The organism is Pantoea sp. SM3 (assembly GCF_000963995.1).
Taxonomy (GTDB): domain Bacteria; phylum Pseudomonadota; class Gammaproteobacteria; order Enterobacterales; family Enterobacteriaceae; genus Pantoea; species Pantoea rwandensis_B.
The window spans coordinates 1-22,728 of sequence record NZ_JZRD01000024.1; the positions used below are offsets into that span (position 1 = coordinate 1).

15 protein-coding genes and 1 riboswitch are annotated in these 22,728 nt (G+C 54.8%); of the genes, 8 read left to right on the forward strand and 7 right to left on the reverse strand.

All coding sequences use genetic code 11. The annotated features are described in order from the left end of the window. Nucleotides 1-546: 546 nt before the first annotated feature. From metA to aceK, 4 genes are all read left to right on the forward strand, one after another. Complete coding sequence (metA, locus tag VI01_RS14725; RefSeq protein ID WP_045815751.1) at nucleotides 547-1,476, forward strand: homoserine O-succinyltransferase; 930 nt, start codon at nucleotides 547-549, stop codon at nucleotides 1,474-1,476. 271 nt (nucleotides 1,477-1,747) lie between these two features. After that, complete coding sequence (gene aceB, locus VI01_RS14730) at nucleotides 1,748-3,346, forward strand: malate synthase A (RefSeq protein WP_045815752.1); 1,599 nt, start codon at nucleotides 1,748-1,750, stop codon at nucleotides 3,344-3,346. A 16-nt stretch (nucleotides 3,347-3,362) separates the two neighbouring features. Then, on the forward strand, nucleotides 3,363-4,664 hold the full coding sequence (gene aceA, locus VI01_RS14735) for an isocitrate lyase (RefSeq protein WP_045815753.1): 1,302 nt from the start codon (nucleotides 3,363-3,365) through the stop codon (nucleotides 4,662-4,664). Between the two features lie 134 nt (nucleotides 4,665-4,798). Further along, a complete protein-coding gene (aceK, locus tag VI01_RS14740; RefSeq protein ID WP_045815754.1) occupies nucleotides 4,799-6,532 on the forward strand; it encodes a bifunctional isocitrate dehydrogenase kinase/phosphatase in 1,734 nt (577 codons plus the stop codon). Here the strand turns inward: aceK and iclR are convergent. Next, nucleotides 6,529-7,359: a glyoxylate bypass operon transcriptional repressor IclR gene (gene iclR, locus VI01_RS14745; RefSeq protein WP_038643723.1), complete on the reverse strand. Its 831-nt coding sequence runs from the start codon at nucleotides 7,357-7,359 to the stop codon at nucleotides 6,529-6,531. The genes aceK and iclR overlap by 4 nt on opposite strands. A 198-nt stretch (nucleotides 7,360-7,557) precedes the next feature. Here iclR and metH point away from each other — a divergent pair, with 198 nt between their 5' ends. Then, a complete protein-coding gene (gene metH, locus VI01_RS14750; protein WP_045815755.1) occupies nucleotides 7,558-11,241 on the forward strand; it encodes a methionine synthase in 3,684 nt (1,227 codons plus the stop codon). A 119-nt stretch (nucleotides 11,242-11,360) separates the two neighbouring features. Here metH and VI01_RS14755 read toward each other — a convergent pair whose 3' ends face one another. The 5 genes from VI01_RS14755 to pgi all read right to left on the reverse strand — a co-directional run bounded on the left by VI01_RS14755 (nucleotide 11,361) and on the right by pgi (nucleotide 17,329). Beyond that, complete coding sequence (locus VI01_RS14755; protein ID WP_038643721.1) at nucleotides 11,361-13,451, reverse strand: YjbH domain-containing protein; 2,091 nt, start codon at nucleotides 13,449-13,451, stop codon at nucleotides 11,361-11,363. Then, entirely contained in the window at nucleotides 13,451-14,188 is a 738-nt protein-coding gene (locus VI01_RS14760) for a capsule biosynthesis GfcC family protein (RefSeq protein WP_045815756.1), read from the reverse strand. Before VI01_RS14760 ends, VI01_RS14755 begins: the two co-directional genes overlap by 1 nt. Beyond that, entirely contained in the window at nucleotides 14,185-14,832 is a 648-nt protein-coding gene (locus tag VI01_RS14765) for a YjbF family lipoprotein (protein ID WP_045815757.1), read from the reverse strand. The genes VI01_RS14760 and VI01_RS14765 overlap by 4 nt, the downstream gene beginning before the upstream one ends. Nucleotides 14,833-14,910: 78 nt before the next feature. Continuing rightward, nucleotides 14,911-15,159 carry an exopolysaccharide production protein YjbE gene (gene yjbE, locus VI01_RS14770; RefSeq protein WP_034827112.1) on the reverse strand — a complete coding sequence of 83 codons (249 nt, stop codon included), beginning with the start codon at nucleotides 15,157-15,159 and terminating at the stop codon, nucleotides 14,911-14,913. A 523-nt stretch (nucleotides 15,160-15,682) separates the two neighbouring features. Next, nucleotides 15,683-17,329, reverse strand: coding sequence for a glucose-6-phosphate isomerase (pgi, locus tag VI01_RS14775; RefSeq protein WP_038649725.1), 1,647 nt, complete (start codon nucleotides 17,327-17,329; stop codon nucleotides 15,683-15,685). Between the two features lie 394 nt (nucleotides 17,330-17,723). Next, a riboswitch (Lysine riboswitch) is annotated at nucleotides 17,724-17,918 on the forward strand. Between the two features lie 109 nt (nucleotides 17,919-18,027). On the opposite strand from pgi, the gene lysC reads away from it, so the two are divergent. Beyond that, entirely contained in the window at nucleotides 18,028-19,383 is a 1,356-nt protein-coding gene (gene lysC, locus VI01_RS14780; RefSeq protein WP_045815758.1) for a lysine-sensitive aspartokinase 3, read from the forward strand. Between the two features lie 290 nt (nucleotides 19,384-19,673). Continuing rightward, nucleotides 19,674-20,597, forward strand: coding sequence for a ketopantoate/pantoate/pantothenate transporter PanS (gene panS / locus VI01_RS14785; protein WP_038643713.1), 924 nt, complete (start codon nucleotides 19,674-19,676; stop codon nucleotides 20,595-20,597). A 42-nt stretch (nucleotides 20,598-20,639) separates the two neighbouring features. On the opposite strand, the gene VI01_RS14790 is transcribed toward panS, so the two are convergent. Then, nucleotides 20,640-21,233 (reverse strand): YhgN family NAAT transporter, encoded by a 594-nt coding sequence (locus VI01_RS14790; protein ID WP_034827091.1) that lies wholly within the window; start codon nucleotides 21,231-21,233, stop codon nucleotides 20,640-20,642. A gap of 322 nt (nucleotides 21,234-21,555) precedes the next feature. Here VI01_RS14790 and asd point away from each other — a divergent pair, with 322 nt between their 5' ends. Further along, a complete protein-coding gene (asd, locus tag VI01_RS14795; RefSeq protein WP_045815759.1) occupies nucleotides 21,556-22,665 on the forward strand; it encodes an aspartate-semialdehyde dehydrogenase in 1,110 nt (369 codons plus the stop codon). Nucleotides 22,666-22,728: the final 63 nt, after the last annotated feature.

Sequence of the window (22,728 nt, forward strand, 5' to 3'; positions counted from 1 at the left end):
CAGTTTTCGATAAAATCAGCCACGCTAAACGGATGATTAATATCAAGAAGAGGGCGGTCGATCGCCAGTTTCTCATCGCTGGCCAGCGCAATCACATATCCATCCAGTAAATCAGCCACTTCACCTTTGACACCACGCCGCCACAGCGCGATTTTGGCTACAGGTTAACCTCAAGACCTTAAGCTAATCCTGATAAATCAGCAGTAATTTGATTCTATTTTGTATCCACTGAACGGCTGCCACTCCGGAACCCAGTCGCTGTAGTGTTGACTCCAAGCAGCGGTCATTAACTGTTGAATTAGATCCACATTTCGGCAATAAAAAACCATTCTCAGAATCACGCCTATATGCAAAATAGGCATAAATCCAAGCGTCAGCACGGTAAAAACGCGACTTAAATAACCAATTTACCGGTATGAATCCCGCTTTAAACTGAAACATTTTCATAATCCGCATGAAGACTCGACATTCAGCGGATGCCAGGCTAACCTCGGGCATCTGGATGTCTAAACGTTTATACGGTTATCAGTAAGAGGTCAGTCAGTTATGCCAATCAGAATCCCCGACGAATTACCGGCAGTGAATTTTTTGCGTAATGAGAACGTGTTTGTCATGGCCTCATCGCGCGCCAGTGTTCAGGAGATTCGTCCGCTAAAAGTACTGATCCTCAACCTGATGCCAAAAAAGATCGAAACGGAAAATCAGTTCTTACGCTTACTCTCTAACTCGCCACTGCAGATCGACATACAGCTACTGCGCATCGACAGTCGTGAGTCACGCAATACGCCGAGCGAGCATCTCAATAACTTCTACTGCAACTTCGAAGATATTGAGCACGATAATTTCGATGGTCTGATCGTTACGGGTGCCCCGCTGGGATTGGTAGATTTCAATGACGTGGCATACTGGCCGCAGATTCAGCGTGTGCTGCACTGGGCGAAAGAACACGTCACATCCACGCTGTTTGTCTGTTGGGCGGTGCAAGCAGCCCTGAACATTCTCTATGGTATTCCTAAGCAGACGCGGCAGAACAAACTTTCGGGTGTATATGAACATCAAATCCTGCATCCACATGCCTTGCTAACCCGTGGATTTGACGACAATTTTCTCGCGCCTCATTCGCGTTATGCTGATTTCCCGAGCCAGTTAATTCGCGACTATACCGATCTCGAGTTGTTTGCCGAATCTGACGCCACCGGGGCTTACCTGATGGCGAGCAAAGACAAGCGCCTGGCATTTGTTACTGGCCATCCTGAATACGATGCGCTGACGCTGTCCTGTGAATATCATCGAGATTATGATGCCGGGCTGCACCCGGAAGTACCGTTTAACTACTTCCCGCAGGACAACCCTGAACTGCCACCACGTGCCACCTGGCGCAGCCACGGTAATCTGTTGTTCTCAAACTGGCTAAACTATTACGTTTACCAGATCACGCCGTTCGATCTGCGTCATATGAATCCCACACTCGACTAAAGCAAAGCTCGCTTTTCTCGTTAAATGTGCCGTGACAGCCTCGTGCTGTCGCGGCATTTTTTTTGCCTTGCGCAAAGTGGTGGAATCCATTGCCTTTAATTCGAGAGTTTAAATTACATTTAAATCAAAAAGATAAATCATTTGCGAAACAAAAATGGAAATAGTTTTTGAAAAAAAAATAAAAATCATTATGCTCTGATCTTGCCGGTTAAAAATCACCCTACACCCGGATCCCCGTAAATGGGGACGGATCAAAACAGGAGCAGCCCGCATGACAGATTCGGTTATCCACAATACGCTGACTTTCACTCAGCCCTTTACCCAAACGGAAAAGCAGCTGCTCACACCGGAAGCCATCGACTTCCTGCATACACTGGTTGCACGTTTTGCACCGGAACGTGAGCGCCTGTTAAAGGCACGTCAGCAGCGCCAGCAACGTTACGATCAGGGGGCCTTACCGGACTTTGATTCGGAAACAGCTTCCATTCGTAATCGTGACTGGCAGGTACGTCCAATTCCCCATCTGCTGCGCGATCGTCGCGTTGAGATCACCGGTCCGCCGGATCGCAAAATGGTGATCAACGCGCTGAATGCTAACGTCAATGTCTTTATGGCCGATTTTGAGGATTCACTGGCACCGACCTGGCAGAAATTGATGGATGGCCAGCTGACACTGCGCGATGCGGTTAAAGGCACGCTGAGCTTCACCAGTGAAGCGGGCAAGATCTACCAGTTGAAATCCGATCCTGCTCTGCTGATGTGCCGTGTACGTGGACTGCATCTGAATGAAAAGCATGTTGAGTGGCGCGATCGTGCCATTCCTGGCGGACTGTTTGATTTTGCGCTCTATTTGTTCCACAACGTTGATGCGCTGCTGGAGAAGGGGCACGCGCCCTGGTTCTATCTGCCAAAAACCGAGCATGCGTCTGAAGTGGCGTGGTGGCGTGAGATCTTCCGCTTTAGCGAAGATCGTTTTGATCTGCCGCGCGGCACCATCAAAGCCACGGTGTTGATCGAAACGCTGCCGGCAGTCTTCCAGATGGACGAGATCCTGTGGGAACTGCGCGATCACGTGGTCGGCCTGAACTGCGGCCGCTGGGATTACATCTTCAGTTACATCAAAACGCTGGCGCAGCACGGCGATCGCATTCTGCCGGATCGTCAGCAAATCAGCATGGATCAGCCTTTCCTCGATGCCTATTCACGGCTGCTGATCAAAACCTGCCACCGCCGCGGCGCCTTAGCGATGGGTGGCATGTCCGCGCTAATCCCCAGTAAAGACGCCGAACGTAATGCGTGGGTGATGCAGAAAGTACAGGAAGACAAAGCGCGTGAAGCCGGTAACGGTCATGACGGCACCTGGGTCGCACACCCGGGCCTGGCCGATATCGCGATGGCAGAATTTGATCGCCAGCTTGGTGAGCAACCGAATCAGCTGCATGTCAGTCGCGATCAGGATGCGCCCATCACCGCCGAACGCTTGTTGCGCCCATGCCGGGGGCTGCGTACTGAAGCGGGTATGCGCGCCAACATTCGTGTGGCGCTGCAATACCTTGAGGCGTGGATCGGGGGTAACGGCTGCGTGCCTATCGATGGATTGATGGAGGATGCCGCCACGGCAGAAATTGCTCGTACCTCCATCTGGCAGTGGATTCACCACAAACAGATCCTCAGCGATGGCCAACTGGTGACCACCGAGCTGTTTGAACGTCTGCTGGATGAGGAGATGCAAGCGCTGCAACACACGCTGGGTGAAGAGCGCTGCCGTAGCGGGCGCTTCGCCGATGCCGCCGCACTGATGGCGCAAATCACCACGGATAACGAGCTGGTTTCTTTTCTCACTCTGCCGGGCTACCGCCTGCTGCCATGAACCTGGAGATAACGCTATGAATCGTAACCAACAGATCAAACAACTGGAATCGAGCTGGAACGACGCACGCTGGCAGGGCATTACCCGCCCCTACAGCGCGGAAGATGTTATCAACCTGCGCGGTTCGGTGAATCCGGCCTGTACGCTGGCAGAGCGGGGGGCCAATAAACTGTGGTCGCTGCTCAACGGTGAATCCACCAAGGGCTATATCAACAGCCTTGGTGCCTTAACCGGCGGGCAGGCGATACAGCAGGCCAAAGCAGGAATCGAGGCGATCTATCTCTCCGGCTGGCAGGTAGCAGCGGATGCGAATATGGCCGGGCAGATGTATCCCGATCAATCGCTCTATCCGGCGAACTCGGTGCCCAATGTGGTCGAGCGTATTAATCAGAGCTTCCAACGCGCCGACCAGATTCAGTGGGCGAATGGTGTGTCACCAGAGGATGAGGGCTTTATCGACTACTTCCTGCCGATTGTGGCGGATGCGGAAGCAGGCTTTGGTGGCGTGCTCAACGCCTTCGAGCTGATGAAATTGATGATACAAGCAGGCGCCGGCGCGGTGCACTTTGAAGATCAGCTGGCCTCGGTGAAGAAGTGTGGCCATATGGGCGGCAAAGTGTTGGTGCCAACCCAGGAAGCGATTCAAAAACTGGTGGCCGCGCGACTGGCAGCCGATGTCATGGGGGTGCCCACCATATTGCTGGCGCGCACCGATGCGGATGCTGCTGATTTGATTACCTCCGACTGTGACGAGCGCGATGCGCCGTTTATCACCGGGCAACGCACTGCGGAAGGGTTCTTCCGCACTCGTGCCGGTATTGAGCAGGCGATCAGCCGAGGTTTGTCTTATGCGCCGTACGCAGATGTACTCTGGTGCGAAACCTCGACGCCGGATCTCGAACTGGCGCAGCGTTTCGCCGATGCGATCCACGCACAATATCCGGGCAAATTGCTGGCCTACAACTGTTCGCCATCGTTTAACTGGAAGAAGAACCTCGACGATCGCACCATCGCCCGTTTCCAGCAGGCATTGAGCGACATGGGCTACCGCTTCCAGTTCATCACGCTGGCGGGTATCCACAGTATGTGGTTCAACATGTTCGATCTGGCGCACGCGTATGCGCAGGGTGAAGGTATGCGCCATTACGTTGAGAAAGTGCAGCAGCCTGAATTTGCCGCGCGCGAAAAAGGTTACACCTTCTCCTCACATCAGCAGGAAGTGGGCACCGGCTATTTTGACCGTATCACTAACGTGATTCAGGGCGGCCAGTCTTCCGTCACTGCACTGACCGGTTCCACTGAGGCCGCGCAGTTCTGATCAGTCTGCATGCGTACCCTACGAAAATCGCACGATACATTCGTAGGGTCGCCATTGATGACGACCAAAAACCGCATCCCGGACTTTCATCACGCCTGGCCCACGGACGGGCGCCCTTTGCCGGAGCGTTGCCGATGACACCAAGAGAATCTCTGATCGCCCACACCATTCTGCAAGGTTTCGATGCGCAGTATGGCCGCTTTCTGGATATCACTGCAGGCGCCCAGCAGCGCTTCGAGCAGGCCGACTGGCATGCCGTGCAGCAGGCGATGAAAGCGCGTATCCATCTTTATGATCACCATGTCGGACTCGTGGCCAACCAACTGCGCATCCTCAATGACGTGTCGAACTGGGATGAGGCGTTCTGGCTGCGGGTAAAAAGCCATTATGAGACGCTGCTCCCCGGCTATCCGCGCCATGAAATCGCCGAAAGCTTTTTTAATTCCGTCTATTGCCGTCTGCAAGGCCATAGTCATCTGGATCCCGAACGCCTGTTTATCTTTCCGTCGCAGCCTTATGCCCCGACGCCGCTGGCCCAGCGTCCGCTGTCACGCTTGTATCGCCTGCAGCACAACTGGCATGAGGTACTGCGTCAGGTGCTCAATGATATTCCTTTGCGCTTACCCTGGCAGGACCTCACCCGTGATATTGGCTGGATTGTCCGCCATCTGCATGAGCAGTTCAGCTCCACTCAACTGGCAGCTGCCACGCTGGATGTCGCCGGTGAATTGTTCTACCGAAATAAAACCGCATGGATTGTGGCGCGATTACAGCTGAGTGATGGCATGGTGCCTTGCTTACTGCCTATTCAGCGTGATGAGGCGGGACGCTTGTGGATCGACACCTGCTTAACCGACAGCGACGACGCCAGCATCGTGTTTGGCTTCGCCCGCGCCTACTTTATGGTATATGCCCCCGTTCCTGCGGCGTTGGTTGCCTGGCTGCAACCGATTCTGCCGGGAAAAACCCTTGCCGAACGCTACATGGCCATCGGTTGCCAGAAACACGGCAAAACCGAATGCTACCGCGAATATCTGGATTATCTGGCACACAGCGACGAAGATTTCACCATCGCGCCCGGCATCCGCGGCATGGTGATGCTGGTGTTTACGCTGCCAGGATTTGATCGCGTATTTAAGGTGATTAAAGATCGCTTCGCGCCGCAGAAAGAGGTCACCGATGCGCAGGTGCGGGAATGCTATCGCATGGTCAAAGAACACGACCGCGTGGGACGCATGGCTGATACCCAGGAATTTGAGTACTTCGCGATACCGCGCGCACGTATCCCGGCAGAGCTGATGGAGGAATTTCAACGCGACATTCCGGAGAAGATGGAACTGCGTGACGATGTGCTGATCATTCGACATCTGTGGCTGGAGCGCCGCATGGAGCCACTCAATTTGTGGCTGGCGCAGGCCACGCCGGAACAGCGTCAGCACGCGGTGGGTGAATATGGCGACGCGATTCGCCAGCTGGCGGCAGCCAACATTTTCCCCGGCGACATGCTGTTCAAAAACTTCGGCATGACGCGCCACGGCCGCGTGGTGTTTTACGACTACGATGAAATTCGGCCCATGACCGAATTGCAGTTCCGCGATGTGCCGCCAGCGCGTTACGAAGAGGATGAACTGCAGGCCGAGCCGTGGTACAGCGTGGGACCGGATGATGTGTTCCCGGAAACCTTCCGCTATGCGCTGTGCAGCGAGCCAGGCACCGGAAAGTTATTGCAGGCGTTGCATCCGCAATTGTTTGATCCGGGCTGGTGGCGCGCGCTGCAAGCGCGCATTCGACAAGGGCACATCGAAGAAGTGATCGCCTGGCGCGCCGGACAACGTTTCAGCGCGCGCTATGCATCAGTGGCCGCTTAGCGGCCAGAATAGGTTTGCGTGACCTGCCTGGCAGCGCGGATCACCAGCGCGCCCAGTTCGGTCACGCGGTCGTCGGTCATGCGCGCGATTGGGCCGGAAATCGAGATGGCGGCAAAAGGCTCGCCGTGCTCGTCATAAATCGGGGCCGCTACGCAGCGCAGGCCCAGCGCGTGCTCTTCATCATCGTGTGAAAAGCCCATCTTACGGATCAGCGCCAGATTCTCTTTAAGGCTGTGCGGAGACATCAACGTTTTCGGCGTGTAGTGGTGCAATCCTTTCTGATGCAACAGCGCGGTCACCTGCTCATCGCTGAGATGGGCGAGAAATGCTTTGCCAGCGCCAGACGCGTGCATCGGCAGCTTACCGCCAATTGGTGCCGACATACGCATCAGCTGCGTACACTGCACCTGGTCGATAATCACTGCCTGATAGTCGCTGAGATCCAGCACCGCCAGATTCACTGTCTCTCCGGCATCTTCCATCAGTTTGCGCAGGATAGGATGCACAATCGCCAGCAGATTGCGGCTCTGCAGGAAGCTACTGCCGACCACAAATGCGTGCGATCCAATCGTCCAGAAGCCCAGATCACCGACCTGATGCACAAATCCCTGCTGCTGCATGGTGGTCAGCAAGCGATGCGTGGTGGAGTTCGGTAAGCCGGCCTGTTGAGCCAGCTCGGTCAGCGCGACGCTGCCGTGAGATTCGGCGATCAGTTCGAGTAAACGCAAACCGCGCGTCAGGGATTGAACTTGCCCACCTGCCGGGGCGCTGGTGGCTGTTGCGGCACGCGGTTTTTTTCCACGTTTCGCCGGTACTGGGGTTGCCATAACGTCTCCACAATCGCATCAATGCTGGAAACCATTTTCGTTTTTGGGCGTATGAATGCAAACGCTGCTTTACTGGTCGGATCTGTGATGCTTTCAGGCTGAAAATGTCTCATCTGTCGTGACTTTTGCTCACCGGAAAGTTATGCCAGTATGTCTGGCTGGCATATTAGCCAATGCAATGACGTGGACGGGGCGAGAGTGAGCAACAAAACCGAAATGCTGCATCAGCAGCTTGCACAGCGCATTATGATTTTGGATGGTGGCATGGGCACCATGATCCAGAGTTATAAACTGAGTGAAGCAGATTTCCGGGGCAGCCGTTTTGCCGACTGGCCTTCTGATTTAAAAGGCAATAACGATCTGTTAGTGCTCACCAAACCGGACGTTATTCGCGAAATTCATGATGCTTATCTCGCCGCTGGCGCAGATATTCTGGAAACCAACACCTTCAACTCCACCACCATTGCGATGGCAGATTACGCGATGGAAGCTTTGTCAGCGGAGATTAACTTTGAAGCGGCAAAACTGGCGCGTGCCAGTGCGGATGCATGGACGGTAAAAACACCTGACCGACCGCGCTATGTTGCGGGCGTGCTCGGTCCCACCAACCGCACCTGCTCCATTTCGCCCGATGTGAACGATCCTGCCTTCCGAAACGTCACCTTCAATCAGCTGGTGGAAGCCTACCGCGAATCAACGCATGCCCTGATTGCGGGTGGCTCCGACCTGATCATGATTGAGACAGTGTTCGATACCCTGAACGCCAAGGCGGCGATTTACGCTGTGCAGGTCGAGATGGAAGCGATGGGTGTGAAGCTGCCGGTGATGATCTCCGGCACCATCACCGATGCCTCGGGTCGCACGCTCTCCGGGCAGACCACCGAAGGTTTCTACAACTCACTGCGTCACGCCGAGCCGCTGTCGTTCGGCCTCAACTGTGCGCTGGGCCCGGACGAGTTGCGTCAGTATGTGCAGGAGCTATCCCGTATTGCGGAAGGCTATGTCACTGCCCACCCTAACGCCGGATTGCCGAATGCGTTTGGTGAATACGATTTAGATGCGGCAACCATGGCTGAACAGATCGGCGAATGGGCGCGAGCTGGCTTTCTAAATATCATCGGCGGCTGCTGCGGTACCACGCCGGAGCATATCGCGGCGATGGCGGCGGCGGTTGAGGGCGTTGCACCCCGTCAGTTGCCTGAGATCCCTGTTGCCTGCCGTCTGTCCGGTCTGGAACCCCTGAATATTCACGCTGATTCACTGTTTGTGAACGTCGGCGAACGCACCAACGTCACCGGTTCGGCCAAATTTAAGCGTCTGATTAAAGAAGAGAAATATAACGAAGCGCTGGATGTGGCGCGTCAGCAGGTGGAAAGTGGCGCGCAAATTATCGATATCAACATGGACGAAGGCATGCTGGATGCGGAAGCCGCGATGGTGCGCTTCCTTAACCTGATTGCCGGTGAACCCGATATCGCACGCGTACCGATTATGATCGACTCCTCCAAGTGGGAGGTGATCGAGAAAGGGCTGCAGTGCATTCAGGGCAAAGGCATCGTTAACTCCATTTCGATGAAAGAGGGCGTTGAGCCGTTTATCGAACACGCGCGTAAAGTGCGACGCTACGGTGCCGCCATGGTGGTGATGGCGTTTGACGAAGTCGGCCAGGCGGATACCCGCGCACGCAAAATCGAAATCTGTCGTCGCGCCTACAAGATCCTGACGGAAGAGGTCGGTTTCCCGCCAGAAGACATCATTTTCGACCCAAATATCTTCGCAGTCGCCACCGGTATTGAAGAGCATAATAACTATGCGATGGACTTTATTGGTGCCTGTGAAGACATCAAACGCGAACTGCCGCATGCGATGATCTCCGGCGGCGTCTCTAACGTGTCGTTCTCGTTCCGCGGTAACGATCCGGTGCGTGAGGCGATTCATGCGGTGTTCCTCTATTACGCGATTCGCAACGGGATGGATATGGGCATCGTCAACGCCGGGCAACTGGCGATTTATGATGATTTGCCCGCAGAATTGCGCGATGCGGTGGAAGATGTAGTGCTGAACCGCCGCGACGATGGCACCGAGCGTTTGCTGGAGCTGGCGGAGAAATATCGCGGTAGCAAGAGCGACGGTGAGCAGGAGAAGCAGCAGGCCGAATGGCGTAGCTGGGACGTGGTCAAGCGTCTGGAATACTCGCTGGTAAAAGGCATCACTGAATTTATCGAGCTGGACACCGAGGAGGCGCGTCAGGCTGCCGCACGGCCTATTGAGGTGATTGAAGGGCCGCTGATGTCCGGCATGAACGTGGTCGGCGATTTGTTCGGCGAGGGCAAAATGTTCCTGCCGCAGGTGGTGAAATCGGCGCGCGTGATGAAGCAAGCGGTGGCCTATCTCGAACCTTATATTGAAGCCAGCAAAGAAGCCGGGCGCAGCAACGGTAAAATCGTGCTGGCGACGGTGAAGGGCGATGTGCATGACATCGGTAAAAACATTGTCGGCGTGGTGCTGCAATGTAATAACTACGAAATTATCGATCTTGGCGTGATGGTGCCAAGTGACAAAATCCTGAAAACCGCCATGGCTGAAAATGCCGATATCATTGGGCTTTCTGGGCTGATTACGCCATCACTGGATGAAATGGTCAACGTGGCGAAAGAGATGGAGCGCCAGGGCTTCACCATTCCGTTACTGATTGGCGGTGCGACCACGTCGAAAGCGCATACGGCGGTGAAGATCGAGCAGAACTACAGTGGTCCAACGGTGTATGTGCAAAACGCCTCGCGTACCGTGGGTGTTGTCTCTTCACTGCTCTCCGAAAGCCTCAAAGAGGAGTTTGTGGCACGCACGCGCAAAGAATACGACACGGTGCGCATTCAGCACGCACGTAAAAAGCCACGTACGCCGCCGGTCAGCCTGCAAACCGCACGCGACAACGATTATGCCATCGACTGGGAAAGCTATACGCCGCCGGTCGCGCATCGCCTTGGGGTCAGCGCGGTGGAAGCCAGTATCGACACGCTGCGTCACTACATCGACTGGACGCCGTTCTTTATGACCTGGTCGCTGGCGGGGAAATACCCGCGCATTCTCGAAGATGAAGTGGTGGGTGAAGAGGCTAAACGCCTGTTTGCCGATGCCAACGCTATGTTGGACAGGCTCAGTGAAACCGGCACCCTCAATCCGCGTGGCGTAGTAGGGATTTTCCCGGCAAACCGCGTCGGAGACGATATCGAAGTCTACCGTGATGAAAACCGCGATCAGGTGATAGGTGTGAGCCATCACTTACGTCAGCAGACCGAGAAGACTGACTTCGCCAACTACTGCTTAGCTGACTTTGTCGCACCGAAATCCAGCGGTAAAGCCGATTATCTCGGCGCTTTTGCGGTGACCGGTGGGCTGGAAGAAGATGCGCTGGCCGAAGCGTATGAGCAGCAGCACGATGATTACAACAAGATCATGGTCAAGGCGCTGGCAGACCGGCTGGCAGAAGCTTTTGCCGAATATCTGCATGAGCGGGTACGTAAGGTGATTTGGGGCTTTGATGCCCATGAGAACCTGAGTAACGAAGAGTTGATTCGCGAAAATTATCAGGGCATTCGTCCTGCTCCGGGCTATCCGGCCTGTCCGGAACACACGGAGAAAGCGCAAATCTGGCAGTTGCTGGATGTGGAGACGCACACTGGCATGAAGCTCACGGAGTCTTTTGCAATGTGGCCGGGCGCGGCAGTATCCGGCTGGTATTTCAGCCATCCGGACAGCAAATACTTCGCTGTGGCGCAGATACAGCGCGATCAGGTGGAAGATTATGCGGCGCGTAAAGGGATGAGTGTCAGCGAGGTTGAGCGCTGGCTGGCACCGAATCTGGGTTATGACGCGGATTGATGGGCTGATGGCGTAAAAGGACGCGCAGAGCATGCAGTCGGGGCCCAACCAGGCAAGGCCCCGAGACCTCCAGGTAAGCACCTGGAGGTCAACGCCGTTTCAACCTTCCACACTTGTCGTTAATTAAACCGCGCATCACGATCTGAGGTCATGTCATACAGCTGATATTTACGCCCCAGCATCTGTCCGCCATCACGCGTTAGCGGCACCCAATTCACCTGCGCACGGCCACGAGTTGGCGTCACGGTAAACAGATCCATTGGAATCGAGATATAGAAGCCTTTGGTGAAGTCGCCTTCGCCATAGGCCTCGGCGGACACGTTGGTTTTGGTGGCGTAGAAGCCGACCATCACACCGCTGTCGAAGCGCTTCGACACATCAACCGTTACACCTTTATCTTTCGCCAGATATTCACCGACGCTGGCTTTCACCAGCACGTCCTGCATGAACCATGGGCGCCAGTACGCAGTGAAGTGTCCGGTTGGGGCTTTGTAGTCGGTGAACTGCATCATGTTGTCCCAGTCACGTTGTTTCACGTAGTTGGCATCAACACCAAAAGCCCAGTTGCTGTCTATCGGACGATACAACACTTCACCACCCACGCCGCCGTACATGGTTTCGAGATAACCGCCGTACACCTGGCCATAGAAGCCATTGCCGAGATACCCCATGTAGTTGGCTTGCAGGTCATTAACGTAAACATTGTTCTCGACGTAGTCGCGAATATGGGTTCGCACGCGCGGCAGGGTGGAGTCAGCCGGCGCGCCATTGTAGTTAAATTTGTCGTAGTTATTGGCGAGGTTACCAAACAGGCTGCCGCTAACCAGCAGGTGATCGGTCAGTGCGTAATCAACGCTGCCCATCACGCCCAGTTGGTACATGTAGAAGCTTTCAGGCCCACCAACCGACTGATTGAGCACCGGTGCCAGATTATAGTGAAGGCGATCTTTGCGGATAAAGAAGCCTTGTTCAGTCTCGCCTGGATCGACCGGATTCTCACGCGTCTGCTGCAGCGGCTGCTCATGGCCCAGCGGGTAACCGCTGAGTTCGTTATGCAGGCTGGCAACGTCGGTGCGGGTGGTCACCTGCGGCATATTGAGACGCGACTCGGTGACATCTATGGTATCAATGCCGGCCGGCAGGTTGTTCATGATGATGCGATTGGCACGATCGACGCCTTCGCGCGTATCGCGATATTTCGTCTGTTCGCCAGAGACATACAGCGTACTGCCTTTGGTCTGGATGCGCGGACCGCTTAATCCGGCGTTGTACTTCAGATCGGTCAACTGGTTGGCTACCACCGTCGGTTGCAACAGATCGCCCTGCGGCTGCGGATGGTAAGCCGGTTTGGCACTATCAATGTGCGACTGGCGCAGATCGTTGAAGTTAGTGCGCACGGTCACGCCAAACATAAAGGTGTTGCCACGCTCATAGCTGGCGTTGATATCGGCCCAATCGGTCAGGCGATAAATCGCTCCAACATTGACCTTGCTGCGCTGTTCCAGACGTCCGGCAAAGTCATCCTGATAATCATTGCCTTCATATTCCAGCTTCAGGCGTAGCGGCTGCCAGGGGGTTTGATACTCCACGCCGCCAAACAAGGCTGCCGGGCCGTGGAACATTTGGGAACCATTGATAGAACCCGCTGAGCCACCGCCGGTGCGGCTACAGAAGCTGTCGCTGTAGGAGCAGAACGGGTTTTTGATGCTGCCGCTGTTACCGAGGTAGCCCCAGCCGATGCCCATGGTGAAATCAAACGGTCCCCAGGCTTTGGTTGCCACCAGATATTCACTGTCAAACAGGCCGGTACCGCCCAAATCACGCGATCCGACTGCCACTTCAGGCAGCCAGTAGCTCTCCTGCCACAGACGCAGCTTCACATCGAAGGCTTTATCTTTATAACTTTGGTCGCCACTGAAGCCTTCAACTGCGCTATAACGACGCGTGCGCACGTCAGTGTAACGCACGGTAGTTTCCAGCCATGGGAACAGCTGCAGCGAAGCAGAGTAGTAGCGATATTGATCGTTATCGCGGAAGTTCAGGCTGAATTCGCCCTCTTTCGCCATACGTGCCGTGGGGGTCTGCATCAAACCCACGCCGCCGAAATCCGATTGTGATGGCCCGATGGGTTCCGGCCAGGTTTCCGCGTGCACCTGGCATGCCGCAGAGACAGAAGCAGCCAACAGGCTGAGAAGTAATTGTTTTTTCATCAGTCTGGAATCCGGTGTGTCAGAACAGAAAGCATGCGCGCATTCAAATCAGCTTTGCCCCAGGGCAGGCTCCACGAGGTAAAGCCCAGCCAGATGATGCTGCCGGGTGCCACTTCCACGTGACGTTGATTCCAGTAGGCGACCGGCACCTGCTGCATCTGACCGGAAGGCGAGATCACCGTGGCGAAACTGCGCTCGGCTCCTGACAGGCGATCGTGCGTATCAAGGTAATCACGCACGGTACGACCGGGTTGCCAGCTTGCTTTGCCGGGATGTTCCAGCGCGCCGAGAATCAGCACCTGATTCGGTTGCGGCAGCGTGTAGAGGTCGTAGCTGCCCTGCAGCGTGCGATTGGCTTCTGGACGCAGGCGCACCCAATCAGGATCGAGCGTAGTGAACTGGCGTCCGGTGACCTGTATCGCGCTGAGCTGGTGGATCACCGCGCCAATGGTCGCTGCCAGCGTATCGCCGCTGTCAGCCTGCCAGGTGCGTAAATCAGCCAGCAGCTGTTTCTGTTGTTGCTGTGCCACCGCCGTAGCGCCACGTTCAGCGATCACCGTGCCGGGCCACCAGGTGTGTATTGCCGGGTTGCTGACCAGCTGCGCCAGATTCTGTGCATGATCGATCTGCAGGCTGTTTTGGCTGTGCAGGTCATGCACCGTGACCTGACTATCTGCCAGCGCATAACCGGCCGTCAGCAGCGCGATGGCCGTTAACAGAGGGGAGATTATTTTCATGATTTCGCCGGCTTCAGAATAGTGGTTTCAACAGGGAAGGCATCTGCGGCGAGCATTTGATTTGCCTGCAAAACGCTGCCATCACGGTTATCGATCCAGAAGGTGTTTTGCCATTCTGCGCCGACATCATCCATTCGCACGGTCTCGATCCAGACACGGCAGGGCACGCGCTCACCAGCGATGTTCAGCACGGTGTCATCGCCGCGCTGAAAGGTGGAAATGGCGGTGGCAGCGCGCACTTTCTCTTTCTCGCGCCACTGCACCACGCGGGTCCAGCTGGCATTGTTTTGCAGATGCTGCGCATCGGCGAGCGGATCCTGCGCCAGATTGCTGACCTCATCAAGGTTGCTGGTCAGCCCCAGCGTTTTGACCAGCCTGCCATGCTGCATCACCAGCATCGCCTTATCCTGAGTGATCCATTTCTGTTGGCCGTTTTCGTCGTAACCGAGCACCACAAAAATGCGTGGCCCTTCATTGATTCGCGCATACAGGCTGGCATAAGGGAGACTGGCGACCTGCTCATCGGTGACGGTGACATCATCCGGACCGTTCACGGCCAGCATCACGGTTTGTTCCAGGCCTTTTTGCGTTTGTGTGCAGGCCTGCAGCAGCAGGCAGAAAAGCAGCAAGGAGAGTCGGTGCACTGTGTATATCCCTGTCAAAAAGTAAAACCAGGCAAAAAATAACCACACGGCTGTGTGGTTATGTTTAAAGGTGCTACATCAACGCGTGGTGCTCGTTGTGGTGGTCGTTGTTGTGCCGGTATTTGCGCCGTCGCCACCGCCAGCAGCAGCGATGCCGAGACCGACTAACGCGCCCAGTGCGCCGATACCGACAGCAGTAGTGGCACCGGTCGAGATTGCTCCCGCCTGCGCACCTGCTGCAGCACCAGCTTCTTCCGGTGCGGCAATCGCAGCGGAAGAAACGGCGACGTAAAGTAAGGCTGCACCGGCAACCATCAGTTTTTTCATAACAACGTTTCCTGCATTTTTAGAAACAAATGAATGAAGGATGTACCCTAATTTCGGGCGCGTTCAGTATAGGGCAACAAATTACCAGAGTTCATTGTCAGTAAAAGAGGGTGATAATCAGGGATTATTCTGGTGATAAATACGGCGAAATGGCGATAGCTGCTTTTTTTTAATGAATATTTTTACGAGGGTGGAATATTTGAGTGGCTGAGATTGATGCGGCAGGATTTTTCACTTTTGCATTAAAAAATGGTACGGAATAGGAATAATCAGAATTTCCTGATCGGGACTTAATTTTAATAACTGTTTAATCAATCAGATACATATTATAAGCGGCTTATTTAGATCCATTTTTTGATCAATGAACTGTCGTTGTTGAACGGCAACTTCCGATTTTCCTTAGACCATTTTAAGAATTATCTAACCGCGATGGGGCCACTCAGTATCAAATTTAGGAGGATAACCGCATGTTTGACAAAAATAAGGCGGCAATGAAGCCGCCTTATTCGTATCGGCAGGAAAATTAACGCCAGGATTTGTAGCGGTTAATTAAGCCATTAGTGGAACTGTCATGGCTGTTAATCTGCGCTGCATTTTCCAGCTCTGGCAGAATACGGTTTGCCAGCTGTTTGCCCAATTCAACACCCCATTGGTCAAAGGTGAAGATGTTAAGAATCGCGCCCTGAGTGAAGATCTTGTGTTCGTACAGCGCAATCAGTGCACCCAGGCTGAACGGGGTGATCTCACGCAGCAGGATGGAGTTGGTTGGGCGGTTACCTTCGAAAACCTTGAACGGCACGATGTGAGCAACAGACTCAACGGATTTACCGGCATCGGTAAACTCTTTCTCGACCACATCACGAGATTTACCAAACGCCAGTGCTTCGGTCTGCGCGAAGAAGTTCGACAGCAGTTTCGGATGGTGATCGGTCAGTGCGTTGTGGGTCTGCGCCGGGGCGATAAAGTCGCAAGGGATCAGTTTGGTGCCCTGATGAATCAGCTGATAAAACGCATGCTGGCCGTTGGTGCCTGGCTCGCCCCAAATAATTGGGCCAGTCTGGTAATCCACCGGGTTACCTTCGCGATCCACGTACTTACCGTTGGACTCCATGTTGCCCTGCTGGAAGTACGCCGCGAAGCGGTGCATGTACTGGTCGTAAGGCAGGATGGCTTCGGTTTCGGCACCAAAGAAGTTGTTGTACCAGATACCAATCAGTGCCAGCAGCACTGGCAGGTTCTGCTCGGCTGGTGTGTTGGCAAAGTGGTTGTCCATCGCATGCGCGCCGCTCAGCAGCTGTTCGAAGTTCTCGAAGCCCACTGACAGGATGATCGACAAGCCAATCGCTGACCACAGTGAATAGCGACCGCCGACCCAGTCCCAGAACTCAAACATGTTGTCGGTATCGATACCGAACTCGCCCACCGCTTTACCGTTGGTCGACAGCGCAGCAAAGTGTTTGGCGACATGCTGCTGATCGCCCGCGGTTTTCAGGAACCAGTCGCGCGCGCTGTGGGCGTTGGTCATGGTCTCCTGCGTGGTGAAGGTTTTAGACGCCACGAGGAACAGGGTGGTTTCCGGGCTGAGATCTTTCAGCGTTTCGGCAATGTGCGTGCCATCCACGTTAGAAACAAAGTGCATGTTCAGGTGATTTTTATACGGGCGCAGCGCCTCAGTCACCATGAATGGACCGAGATCCGAACCGCCGATACCGATGTTCACCACGTCGGTGATCGCTTTGCCGGTATAACCTTTCCACTCGCCGCTGATGATGCGCTCAGAGAAGCCTTTCATCTTCGCCAGCACCGCGTTCACTTCTGGCATCACATCTTTGCCATCAACAATGATTGGCGTGTTGCTGCGATTACGCAAAGCAACGTGCAGCACGGCACGCTCTTCGGTGCGGTTGATCTTCTCACCAGAGAACATGGATTTGATGGCGCCCGCCAGATCGGTCTCTTTTGCCAGCGCCTGTAACTTATCGAGGGTTTCCTGGGTGATGCGGTTTTTTGAGAAATCCACCAGCATCTGATCGTCGAAAGTGGCAGAGAATTTCGCAAAACGATCGGCATCATCTTTAAACAGGTCGGCGATCTGCACCGATTTCATCTGGTCAAAATGCTGCTGCAGCGCTTTCCAGGCTGCGGTTTGTTTCGGATTGATATTTTTCATGGCAACACTCTTGTTGAAATAAGAACCGTCATTCCAGCCGGGCGCGTCCTGCTGGCCCAGCGTGCTAAGCATTTCTTGTGGCTGATACGCTACCGCGAACGGGTTTCAGTATGACCACAGTTGCAAACGAAGGGAAAAAATTTGTGACCGTGGCCGCAAGGTTTCAGGTTAATCCGGCGGCGATTGTCGATGTTCTGGCAAAAAAATTCCCTGTGCCGCATCAGCAAAAAGCCGCGTTTTTGCGCGCCGTTGACTACTTTAGGCGGGTGCGAGCGCCAGCGTTTGTTCTGCGATGCGCTGGCGTAATTCTAAAAAAGAATTTTCAACGTGTTGCAAGGCTGGACAGCGGAAGAATTAATCAGTATTTTGTGCCCGCGACTTGCACCTTTGGGTGCAAGCCAGAAGAGGCGCGTCGCCCAGGCAGTGTGTTTGAGGATCCGTATCCAACGACAACACATCATGGGGTGCGACGCCGAGATGGAACAACACGCGGAGTGTTGTCCTGTCGGCTGCAGGGGCTGAATCCTCTGGGTTGTCACCAGAAGCGTCCGCAGTCGGACGTTTCGCAAGGTGAAGTGCTTTTGGTGACTCATCTCCTGATCTTGTCTGTCCAATTCTGCTCTTCTCTTGTGCCAAGGCTGAAATCACCGCTTCCGTTTAACAACGGGAGAAAGCTAATCTGACACGAGGTTCGTTACATGTCTCAAAATCTGATCGTGGCGAAATTTGGCGGCACCAGCGTTGCCGATTTTGATGCCATGAACCGCAGCGCGGATGTTGTGCTCTCCGATGCCAACACCCGTTTAGTGGTGCTCTCTGCGTCTGCTGGCGTGACTAATCTGCTGGTTTCTCTGGCTGAAGGCCGGGAACTGGAGCAGCGCGCGCACCTGCTGGACGAAATTCGCAATATTCAATACGCCATCATTGATCGCCTGCAATCCCCTGAAGTGATTCGCCAGGAGATTGATCGCATGCTGGAAAATATCCTGATGCTGGCGGAAGCCACTGCGCTGGCGACATCACATGCGCTGACCGATGAGCTGGTGAGCCACGGTGAGCTGATGTCGACCCTGCTGTTTGTGGAGGTCCTGCGTGAGCGTCAGGTCAATGCCGAATGGTTTGACGTGCGTAAAGTGATGCGTACCAGCGACCGTTTCGGTCGTGCTGAGCCTGATGTTGCCACGCTGAAAGAGCTGTCCACCGCGCAACTGGCTCCACGTGTTGCAGAAGCGCTGGTCATTACTCAGGGCTTTATTGGTAGCGAAGGCAAAGGGCGCACCACCACGCTGGGACGTGGCGGCAGCGACTATACCGCAGCACTGTTGGGGGAAGCCCTGCAGGCGTCGCGTGTGGATATCTGGACCGACGTGGCCGGTATCTACACCACCGACCCACGCGTAGTGCCCACCGCGAAACGCATCGAAGAGATCACCTTCGAGGAAGCGGCTGAAATGGCGATTTTCGGCGCGAAAGTGTTGCATCCGGCGACCTTACTGCCTGCGGTGCGCAGTGACATTCCGGTGTTCGTGGGTTCAAGTAAAGATCCGGCTGCGGGTGGCACGCGTGTGTGCAATGAAACCCAGAATCCGCCGCTGTTCCGTGCGCTGGCGCTGCGTCGTAAACAGACGCTAATGACGCTGCATAGCCTGAACATGCTGCACGCGCACGGCTTCCTGGCCGAAGTGTTTGCGATTCTGGCCCGCCATAACATCTCCGTCGATCTGGTCACCACTTCAGAAGTGAGCGTGGCGCTGACGCTGGATACCACCGGTTCTTCGACCACCGGTGAAAGCTTGTTGACGCAAGCACTGCTGACTGAGCTCTCTTCACTGTGCCGCGTGGAAGTGGAAGAGAACCTGGCGCTGGTGGCCATTATCGGCAATAACCTGTCGAAAGCCTGCGGCGTCGGCAAAGAGGTGTTTGGTGCCCTTGAGCCGTTTAACCTGCGCATGATCTGTTATGGAGCCAGCAGCTATAACCTGTGCTTCCTGGTACCAACGCCAGACGCAGAAGAAGTGGTGCGTGCGCTGCATAAGAATCTTTTTGGTTCTTAAGGCAAATTTTTAGCGCAATCCATCAAGCCGGACCTGGTCCGGCTTTTTTATTTTTGCGACAGGCAACAGGCGTGTGATATCTCGTTCACTGCCCTAAAAGTAGCGGATATCTTCGCTGTTTACCCGGATTTGCCGCATACGATCCGCATTTTATCCTGCCAGCGACTTCCCGCCTTACGTCACGATAATGAAATGTTATGATCCCGCGTCCGTCGCTGTGGTCGTTCCCCGCGCGGCACTTCATCTGTGGCATATGAAATAAATTAAAAAATATCTAAGGAAGTCTCTCCATGCTCGCCAAATTAACCCGCCTGTTCCCGCTCTGGGCCGTGCTGCTCTCGGTCGCGGCGTATTATTCACCCTCGACGTTCCTCGGCATTGGGCCGTGGGTGACTTATCTGCTGATGCTGATCATGTTCGGCATGGGCGTCACTCTGAATATTGATGATTTCAAACGTGTACTGACGCGTCCGGCACCGGTTATCGCCGGCACCTTTTTGCACTATCTGGTGATGCCACTCGCCGCCTGGGGCCTGGCAAAACTGTTCCATATGCCGCCGGATCTCTCGGCTGGGATGATTTTGGTAGGCAGCGTGGCCAGCGGCACCGCGTCCAACGTGATGATCTATCTGGCGAAGGGCGATGTGGCCCTGTCCGTGACCATCTCTTCAGTGTCTGCGCTGGTGGGGGTTTTCGCGACGCCGCTACTGACGCGCTTCTATGTCGATACTCACATTCAGGTCGATGTGATCGGCATGCTGCTCAGCATCGTTAAAATCGTGGTTATCCCGATTGGTCTGGGTCTGATCATCCACCACTCGATGAACAGCGTGGTGCGCCGTGTTGAGCCGTATCTGCCGGCATTTTCCATGGTCTGTATTCTGCTGATTATCAGCGCAGTGGTAGCGGGTTCTCAGGGCTTTATCGGTTCTGTCGGCCTGGTAGTGATTGCGGCGGTGATCCTGCATAACGCCATCGGCCTGCTGGGCGGTTACTGGGGCGGCAAGCTGTTTGGCTTTGACGAATCTACCTGCCGCACGCTGGCGCTGGAAGTGGGTATGCAGAACTCAGGTCTGGCAGCCACACTGGGCAAACTTTACTTCTCACCGCTGGCCGCGTTGCCGGGCGCGCTGTTCTCGGTGTGGCACAATCTGTCAGGTTCACTGCTGGCGGGTTACTGGTCGGGCAAACCGATAGAGAAGAAGCAGAAATAATAATGCGAGCGGGCGACCAATGAGCCGCCCGCTGTCTATTCGCTACAGTTTCAGATAAGCGCGAATCCCATCCAGAAACATCTGTGTTGCCAGCATAATCAAAATCAATCCCATTAACCGCTCCAGCGCGTTAACGCCTTTGTCACCCAACAGGCGTAAAAACAGTCCTGACATCAGCAGAATGACCACGGTCACGCCCCAGGCAATCAGCAATGCGCCAACCAAATGTGACATCTGATTAGGATATTGATGTGACAGCAGCATCAGCGTGGCTAACAGCGAAGGACCTGCGACCAGCGGAATCGCCAGCGGCACCAGAAACGGCTCTTCACCCGCCGGTAATCCGCTGGTGCTGGTTTCGCCAGAGGGGAAAATCATGCGAATGGCGATGAGGAACAGGATGATACCACCGGAGATCGAGACGGTTTCGGTGCGCAGATTGAGGAACGCCAGAATACGTTCGCCGGTAAACAGGAACAGCAGCATGATGATCAGTGCGATCAGCATTTCACGTATCAACACCGCACGTCGGCGCTTGGGTTCGAGATGCTTGAGCACCGACATAAAAATCGGCAGGTTGCCCAGCGGGTCCATAATTAACAGCAGCAATATGGTCGCAGATATCATTTCAGTCATAGGTAAAAGCCATCCCTTTTTCCCCGTCATTTTTTAAACTGAGGTGCGTTGGCGACGACGGGCTTACGAAACGCTGACTCGCGTAGCCGTCGAGATACGCCGAATTTCCGCCTGCCCGTACCTCGATTCACTGAGGGGAGTATTAGTTGTACTGCTGAAAAAGTTGGCGCAATCGAATTAATTCACTTGCCAGAAAGCCTGCATTTTGTAGAGTTGGAGGTCGCAGGTAAACCTGATTATTACGCAGATCAACTGGATATTCCGCTTGGTCTTTTCCTCGCACCACGAAGGGCACAGTGAAAACGCCCCGGACGGACAGAAAATGAAGAATGTAGGCTTTATTGGTTGGCGTGGCATGGTCGGCTCTGTGCTGATGTCACGCATGAGTGAAGAACGTGATTTTGATGTGATCAATCCGGTCTTCTTCTCCACGTCTCAGTTTGGTCAGGCGGCACCGACTTTCGGCGGCAAGTCGACCGGTGCGCTGCAGGATGCTTTTGATATCGAGGCGCTGAAGGCGCTGGATATTATTATCACCTGTCAGGGCGGTGACTACACCAGTGAAGTCTATCCTAAGCTGCGTGAAAGCGGCTGGCAGGGTTACTGGATTGATGCAGCCTCCACGCTGCGCATGAAAGATGACGCCATCATTATTCTCGATCCGGTTAACCATAATGTGATTCGTCAGGGCCTCGACAACGGTATCAAAACCTTCGTCGGCGGTAACTGCACCGTCAGCCTGATGCTGATGTCACTCGGCGGCCTGTTCGCTAACGATCTGGTGGAGTGGGCGTCTGTCGCCACTTACCAGGCGGCTTCAGGTGGCGGCGCACGCCATATGCGTGAACTGCTGACGCAAATGGGCATGCTGCACAACCACGTGGCAAAATCGTTGCAAGATCCGGCCTCGGCGATTTTGGAAATTGAACGCAGCGTCACCGATTTCACCCGTTCTGGCACTTTGCCGACCGACAATTTCGGCGTGCCGTTAGCCGGCAGCCTGATCCCGTGGATCGACAAGCAACTGGATAATGGCCAGACGCGCGAAGAGTGGAAAGGCCAGGCAGAAACCAACAAAATCCTGCGTACCAGCAGCCCGATCCCGGTTGATGGTCTGTGCGTGCGTGTCGGCGCACTGCGTTGCCACAGCCAGGCGTTCACCCTGAAGCTGAAAAAAGATATTCCGCTCAACGAAATCGAACAGCTGCTGGCTTCTCACAACGAGTGGGTGAAAGTGGTGCCAAACGACCGCGAAATCACCCTGCGTGAGCTGACGCCTGCGGCCGTCACCGGCACGCTGACCACGCCAGTTGGCCGACTGCGCAAGCTGAACATGGGGCCGGAATACCTTTCGGCCTTCACCGTGGGTGACCAGTTGCTGTGGGGCGCGGCTGAACCGCTGCGCCGCATGTTGCGTTTGCTGATCGACTAAGCGCAGCGACAAATCAGACAGGCCGGGGTTTCCCGGCCTTTTTTGTAATGCAGGTTGCAAAAC